Origin of the sequence: Acidocella sp. MX-AZ02, assembly GCF_000306035.1 — a bacterium.
GTDB lineage: Bacteria > Pseudomonadota > Alphaproteobacteria > Acetobacterales > Acetobacteraceae > Acidocella > Acidocella facilis.
Window position 1 is genome coordinate 570484 of the sequence record NZ_JH976208.1, and the last position, 7245, is coordinate 577728.

Consider the following 7245-nt stretch of genomic DNA (forward strand, 5'->3'; position numbering starts at 1 on the left):
CGGGGGCGCCGGTGCCCATCACCAGCGCGCCGGGCCAGGGGGCGGCAGGCTGTGCGGCCAGGCCCGGGCGGGCGAAGGGCAGGGCCAGCCCGGCCCCCAGCAAGGTGCGGCGGGTCAGGCTCATAACAGCCCCCGGCAGCGCTCAAGGGCGGAAATCAGCGCCGTGCGCACGCCCGGTTCCAGTGCCGAATGCCCGGCATCCGGCACGATGGTCAGCCTTGCCTGCTCCCAGGCGGCGGCGAGTTCGAAGGCGGATTGCGCCGGGCAGATCATGTCATAGCGCCCCTGCACGATCTCGCCGGGAATGCCCTGCAGCCGGTGCATATGCGCCAGCAGCCCGCCCGGCGGCAGGAACAGATCATTGCGGAAATAATAGGCCTCGATCCTTGCCAGCCCGATCGCGGTGCGGTCTTGGGCGAAGGCGGAGACCGCCTCGAAGCTCGGCAGCAGCGTCGAGCAGGAGCCCTCATACACGCTCCAGGCCCGCGCCGCCTCGGCCTGCATGCGCGGGTCCGGGTCGGTCAGGCGCTTGAAATAATTGCCGAGGATATCGCCGCGCTCTTCCGGCGGCAGGAAGCTGGTGAAGGCGGCGTGGGCGTCCGGAAACACGCGCTGCAGCCCGTGCAGGAACCACTCCACCTCCTGCGTCCGGCCGAGGAAGATGCCGCGCAAAATCGCCGCCGCCACATGCTCGGGATGCGCCTGCGCATAGGCCAGCGCCAGGGTCGAGCCCCAGGAGCCGCCAAACAGCACCATTCGCTCGATATTCAGGAAATTTCGCAGCGTTTCGATATCGCGGATCAGCTGCGGGGTATTGTTGTTCTCCAGCCCCCCCAGCGGGCGCGACCGCCCGGCGCCGCGCTGGTCGAAAATGATCACCCGCCAGATGCTGGGATCGAAAAACCGCCGATGCACCGCCCCGGCCCCGGCGCCGGGGCCGCCATGCAGAAACAAAACCGGCTTGCCATTCGGGTTGCCGACCTGCTCCCAGTACATCACATGCCCCTCGGAGAGGGGCAGATAGCCGGTCTCAAACGGCCCGATATCGGGGAACAGATCGCCGCGCGGCATGGCTAACCCCCCAGCGCCTGGATCAGCGTCGCGGCGACGCGCTGCGCCTGCTCATCGGAAAGGTCGGGGTGGATCGGCAGCGCCAGCACCCTTGCCCCCAGGCTTTCGGCCACCGGCAGCGCCGGGCCGTCATGCGCAGGCTGATAGGCCGGCTGCTGGTGCAAGGCACGGGGATAATACACCGCATGGCCGATGGAAGCCGCCGCCAGCGCCGCCTTCGCCGCCTCGCGGGTGGCTTCATCTGGCAGCGTCACGCAATAAACCGCCCAGGCGCTCTGGCTCCCGGGCATCCGCGCCGGCACCGCCAGCACGTCTTTCAGCGCCGCGTCGTAAATTTTGGCGATCTCCTCGCGCCGAACCAATTCCGCCTCGAAGACCTCGAGCTTTGCCAGCAGCACGGCGGCCTGCATCGTATCCAGCCGGCCATTCATGCCGGTGCGCAGCACCTCATAGCGGGTCGTGCCCTCGCCATGGGTGCGCAGTGAGCGATAGAGCGCCGCGCGCTCGGCGGATTGCGTGAACAAGGCGCCGCCATCGCCATAGGCGCCGAGCGGCTTGGAAGGGAAAAAGCTGGTGGCGGTGGCATCGGCGGCTTTGCCCAGCCGTACCCCGCCTTGCGCGGCGCCGAAGCTCTGGGCGCAATCATCGAGCGTAAACAGCCCCTCGCGCGCCGCAATGGTTGCAATCCCGGCCCAGTCCGCCGGCTGGCCGAACAGATCAACTCCGATGATCGCCCGCGGCCGCAACGCCCCCGCCTTCTTCACAGCGGCGATGCGCGCCTCCAGGCTGGCCAGATCCATCTGGAAGGTGCGGGGATCGACATCCACGAATACCGGCGTTGCCCCCAGCAGCAGCGGCACTTCGGCAGTGGCGGTATAGGTGAAGGCGGGCAGGAACACGGCATCGCCGCGCCCGATGCCCTCGGCCATCAGCGCGATCTGCAGCGCATCCGTGCCGGAGGAGACGCTGACGCAATGCGCAGCACCACAGAAGCTGGCAAGCTTGGCTTCCAGCTCATGCACCTCAGGCCCGAGAATATATTGCCCATGCGCCAGAACCGCGTCGAGCCGGGCTTTCAGCCCGGGAAGCCGCGCCTGTTGCGCCTTGAGGTCGAGAAACGGGATCGGGGGAAAAGCCTGGGCGTTCATGACGCCGCAGACTACTCGGCTGCGTGCGGAATCGCGAGAGGCGCGGGGCTGAAAAATTCCGGCACCATCTGCTGCAGCAGCGCCATTGCCTGCGCCTCGTCGCCACGCGCCGCGTGCCTGGCCAACGCCTCCATGGCGCGGCGCACGGCCGCCAGATCGGCCAGGCGCGGGGTGGCCATCAGCAGCCCCTCATGCTCAGTCGGCACCGGCTGCTCGGCGCCGTGAAACAATTCTTCAAATAATTTCTCGCCCGGCCGCAGCCCGGTGAATTTGATCTGGATGTCCTCATCCGGCTTCAGCCCGGCGAGGCGGATCATCTGCCGGGCGAGATCGACGATCTTCACCGGCTCGCCCATATCCAGCACGAAAATCCCGCCATCGGGGATCGCCTCGGCGCCGCTGCCGACGGCCGAGGCCTGCAGCACCAGCCCCACCGCCTCGCGCACCGTCATGAAATAACGCTGCATGCCGGGATCAGTCACGGTGAGCGGCCCGCCTTGCGCCAGCTGGCGGCGGAACAAAGGCACCACCGAACCGGTGGAGCCCAGCACATTGCCGAAGCGCACGGTCACACAGCGCAGCCCCTGCTGGCTGCGGCGCGCCTGCACATCCAGCGCCTGCGCATACATCTCCGCCAGCCGCTTCGAGGCGCCCATCACCGAGCTCGGATTCACTGCCTTGTCGGTCGAGATCAGCACCATCAGGCTGGCCCCGGCGGCGGCCACGGCATCCGCCACCACCTGGGTACCCAGCGCATTGGTGCGCAGCCCTTCCAGCCTGTTCGCCTCGACGATCGGCACATGCTTCAGCGCCGCCGCGTGAAAGACCAGATCCGGCAGAAACTCATCGGCGATGGCGCGCATATGCGGCGCATCGCGCACATCCGCCACCACCGCGCGCCGGGGCAGTGCCGGGGCCAGTTCGCGGATTTCCAGATCGATCTGCCAGAGCGCGAATTCGGAGCTGTCCAGCAGCAAAATCTCCGCCGGGGTGAACATCGCCAGCTGCCGGCAAAGTTCGGAGCCGATGCTCCCGCCCGCCCCGGTCACCATCACCCGCTTGCCGGCGATCAGATCCGCCATCGCGGCACGGTCCAGCTGCACCTGGCGGCGGTTGAGCAGATCCTCGATGGCGATCGGTTGCAGCGCCATCTTCTGGTCGGCCGGGGCCAGGCGGGTCAGGCTGGGGGCGCGCATCACCCGGATATTGCGGGCCTCGGCGGCGCGCATCAGACATTGCAGCCGGTCGCCGGTGAAATGCGGCGCGGTGACGATGAGCAGATCCGGCTTTTCCGCCAGCCGTTCCAGCATGTCCCCGGCGCCATCGGCGGCGGTCAGCACGTCCAGCCCGTGCACGCGCCGGCCGATATGTTTCTCGGAAAGCGAGATCAGCCCGGTGATGCGATAGGGCGCGCTGGCCTGCTGGGCATGGGCGGCGAGAAACATCTCGGCATATTCGCCATCGCCGACCAGCAGGGCGGTCTGGGCCGCGCCCCGCGCGCCGCGCTTCTGGCGGATCAGCCGGTAGATCAATTTCGGTACAGTCAGCGCCGCGCCGAGGGTAAGAGCCAGGATGACCGGGAAGGAGGCGGAGGGCAGGGCGATGCCCGCCCCGACCATCAGCAGGCACAGCATCAGCGCCGTCACCAGTGCCGCCAGCCCTAGCCCCATCAGATCGCGCATCGAGACGAAGCGCCAATGCAGGCGCGACAGGCCGAAGGGAATGCCGAGCAGCCAGATTGCCCCGGCACCCGCCACCGGCAGCATATGCGGGTGCGGCACCGGCGCCGCGGGATTGGCGAGCCAGAAGCTGGCGCCCACAGCGAAAGCCGCAAAGGCGCCATCCAGAACGATGTTCACCGCCATGCGCAGAGGCAGGGACGGGATGTCGGTATGACTCATGGCCGACTTATAACCGCGATAATAAAGGCAGAAAAACGGTCAAAATCACGCGGAGGGTGAATTAACCGATATAAAACAGCCCTTCGACCTCCACCGCCGCGTCCAGCGGCAGCGACGCCACGCCCACGGTGGAGCGCGCATGCCGCCCGGCCTCGCCAAACACCGCCACCGAAAGATCGGAGGCGCCGTTCATCACCACCGCATGCTGGGTGAAATCCGGGGTGCAGGAAATGAAGCCGCCGAGCCGCACCACCTTGGTCACGCTCTCCAGCCCATTCGGCAACGCCGCCTGCAGCTGGGCGAGCACATTGATCAGGCAGAGCCGCGCCGCGTGCTGGCCTTCTTCCAGCGCCACGCTGGCGCCGAGCTTGCCGGTCACGGCGACCTTGCCGGCGATCGCCGGCAGCTGGCCGCTGACCGTGACCAAATTGCCGGTAATGCTCACCGGCACATAATTCGCAACCGGCGCCATCGCCTGCGGCAGTGTGATGCCCAGCTCGGCCAGGCGCTCGGAAATGCTCATCTCAGCTCACCAGTTTCAAATTGCGACGGCGTTCGCGCGGGGCCGGGGCCGGCAGGTCCAGCGGCAGCAAGGGGGCGCGTTCCGCCGCACCGTCGCCCAGCTCATCCGGCGCGTCAATGCCGGCCGGGGCGAGGTTGGTCTGGCCAAGATAATTCACCGCCAGATTGCGGAAGACATAATCCAGCATCGAGGTCGCGGCCGGCACCGCCGGGTCCCCTTCGACCACGCCGGCCGGCCCAAAGCGGGTGAAGGTGAAGGCCTCGACATAGGTGGAGAGATTGACGCCGTGCTGCAGCCCGATGCTGACCGAGATGGCGAAGGCATCCATCAGCCCGCGGAAGGCCGAGCCCTCCTTGTGCAGGGCGATGAAGATCTCACCCAGCCGCCCGTCCTTATATTCTCCCGTGGAGAGGAACAGCTTGTGCCCGCCCACGGCCACCTTCTGGGTATAGCCGGTGCGCCGGGCCGGCAGCATTTCGCGGTTGACCTGCGCGGCGGGGGCAGTCAGCGGCGCTGGGCGGCGCGGCATGACGGGGACCAGAGCGGCCAGCGCGTCGTGCATGGCGCCATGGGCGCTCGAGCGGGGCAGCGGGAATAAATCCTCGCCAGCCAGCATCCGGGCTAGCGCCCGCTCTGCCGTTAGCCCGCGCGCCGCCAGGGATTGCAACGCCCAGTGCGCCAGCCCGCCATCCTGGTTCAGCGGCGAGAGGGCAGGGGCGAAATTCACCTGTTCGGCGCCCAGCAGCGCCTCGATCTCGGCCTCGCCGAGGAAGCCCAGCAGGCTCTCATGCCGGCGCTGGCCGAAGCTGAGCGCCTGCTCCTGCGCCGCCAAAGCCGCTTCGCGCAGCCCGGGTAGCACGCCATCCTCTGGCAAAGCCGGGGCGGTGATGCGCGTGCCCGGCGCATTGCCGCGTGCCAGCAGCCGGGCGGAGGCCAGATCCGCCTCGGCGCCGATGAAGCCGGTCAGCGTCACCGCCAGATCCCGCGCCGGCGCCGAGTCGTAAGCCAGCCCCAGCCGCGCCAGGAACAAATTGAAATCGGTAAAACCCAGCCGCAGCCGGTGCTCGGAGGGGGCGGCCAGGGTCAGCGCCGTCACCGCCAGCTGCACGTCATGGCCAAGGGCGGCGAAGTCGAACCCGCCCGCCTCATCAAGATAAGCGGAAGGGTTAAACACAAAGCCCGGCTGCCCACCGGCGCGGTTGCGCCAGACATTGCCGCTGGGGCTGGCGCGGTGCGCGGCCAGCATGGCGTGCAGCTCATGGCCGATGCGCTCGCCCAGCCCGGCGGCCAAAGCGCGGGCCGCGATCGGCGCGATCCAGCTCTCCGCCGCCTCGGCGATATGGCGCATCCGCCGGCCCGGCAGAATGGCGGCCAGCGCGTTCGCCGCCTCCTGCCCCCAGGCGGCGGGCAGCGTGACCAGCACGGTCTCGGCATCCGGATCGGGGGCGGCCTCGAAGGTCGCGAGCTTGACGCCGTGCCAGGATTTATCGGTTCGGATCTGTGCCATGGATCGAGTTTAGGCCCTGATATGACTCAATTAAAGTGCATCTTGTGTTGAATCTCGGCCTGACCCACAGAATCTTGTGGATAGCTTTTCCATCATGCCGTCACGCTGCGTTGCACCGGCGAGATGGACCATTCGCGCGGCTTCACCTATATCACAGCCATGAGCAACGCCGCCCAAAGCCCGGCCGCGACCGGCCCCGCCTCCACCGATAAGGCAAAGCCGCTTGGCCTCAAGCGCCTGATCCTGAATCCCGGTCTGTTTTTCCTCACCACCTTCAAAGGCCGCTTCATCGGCCGGGACGAGGCGGGGAACCAGTATTTCGAGCGCCCGGGCAAGCCGCGCGCCCGGCGCTGGGTGGTCTATGCCGGGGTGCAGGACCCCTCGGTGGTGCCGCCGCAATGGCATGCCTGGCTGCATCACCTCACGGATGCGCCGCTTGCCGCCGCGCCCCGCGCCTGGCAGCGCCCGCACAAGCCCAACCTCACCGGCACGCCGGCGAGCTACCGCCCGGCCGGTCATGACTACATGGGCGGCAAGCGCGCCGCGGCCTCGGCGGATTATGAATCCTGGACCCCGGATCAAGGCTGATGGTCCGCCGCGTTCCGGAACTCGCCGCCGGGTTTGCCGTCATCATCGTCGCCGTGCTGTTCCTGCTCTACGCGCTGCGTGGGGCGGGTGAGGTCAACACGGGCGGCTATCCGCTGCAGGCGCAGTTCGGCTCCGTCGGCGCGCTCAGCGTCGGCGCGGATGTCAAGATCGGCGGCGTCGTCGTCGGCCATGTCGCCGCCGAGACGCTGAACCCCACCACCTATGCCGCGCAGGTCAAGCTCGCCATCAATAGCGATATCAAGGTGCCCGAGGATAGCAGCGCCTCGATCACCTCCGACAGCCTGCTCGGCGGCTCCTATATCTCGATCTCGCCCGGTGGCTCCAATACGATGATGAAGCCCGGCGCCAGCTTCCAGGTCACTCAGTCGGCGGTGAATCTCGAGGATCTGCTCGGCAAGTTCATCTTCTCGATGGGCAATGGCGGCGGCGCCAAGAGCAGCGGCCAGGGCAGTGGGCAGAGCAACGGCCAGAGCGGCGCGCAGGGCG

General features: G+C 67.9%; 7 protein-coding genes. 2 read left to right on the plus strand and 5 right to left on the minus strand.

The genetic code is table 11. The annotated features are described in order from the left end of the window. Positions 1–120: 120 nt before the first annotated feature. The 5 genes from pip to MXAZACID_RS10995 all read right to left on the minus strand — a co-directional run bounded on the left by pip (position 121) and on the right by MXAZACID_RS10995 (position 6150). A complete protein-coding gene (gene pip / locus MXAZACID_RS10975; RefSeq protein WP_008494416.1) occupies positions 121–1071 on the minus strand; it encodes a prolyl aminopeptidase in 951 nt (316 codons plus the stop codon). Between the two features lie 2 nt (positions 1072–1073). Continuing rightward, a complete protein-coding gene (locus MXAZACID_RS10980; RefSeq protein ID WP_008494417.1) occupies positions 1074–2219 on the minus strand; it encodes a DegT/DnrJ/EryC1/StrS aminotransferase family protein in 1146 nt (381 codons plus the stop codon). An 11-nt stretch (positions 2220–2230) separates the two neighbouring features. After that, the gene (locus MXAZACID_RS10985; RefSeq protein WP_008494418.1) at positions 2231–4120 is read right to left on the minus strand and encodes a nucleoside-diphosphate sugar epimerase/dehydratase; all 1890 of its coding nucleotides are present in this window, start codon (positions 4118–4120) and stop codon (positions 2231–2233) included. A gap of 61 nt (positions 4121–4181) precedes the next feature. Then, positions 4182–4643 carry a RidA family protein gene (locus MXAZACID_RS10990; protein WP_008494419.1) on the minus strand — a complete coding sequence of 154 codons (462 nt, stop codon included), beginning with the start codon at positions 4641–4643 and terminating at the stop codon, positions 4182–4184. A 1-nt stretch (position 4644) separates the two neighbouring features. After that, positions 4645–6150 carry a hypothetical protein gene (locus MXAZACID_RS10995; protein WP_008494420.1) on the minus strand — a complete coding sequence of 502 codons (1506 nt, stop codon included), beginning with the start codon at positions 6148–6150 and terminating at the stop codon, positions 4645–4647. Positions 6151–6309: 159 nt separating this feature from the next. Between MXAZACID_RS10995 and MXAZACID_RS11000 the strand changes: the two genes are divergently transcribed. Both MXAZACID_RS11000 and mlaD read left to right on the plus strand, forming a co-directional pair. Continuing rightward, positions 6310–6738, plus strand: coding sequence for an NADH-ubiquinone oxidoreductase subunit NDUFA12 family protein (locus MXAZACID_RS11000; protein WP_205619793.1), 429 nt, complete (start codon positions 6310–6312; stop codon positions 6736–6738). Further along, positions 6738–7245, plus strand: a 508-nt coding sequence (mlaD, locus tag MXAZACID_RS11005; protein WP_008494422.1) for an outer membrane lipid asymmetry maintenance protein MlaD, incomplete at its 3' end; no start/stop codon positions are given. The genes MXAZACID_RS11000 and mlaD, both read left to right, overlap by 1 nt.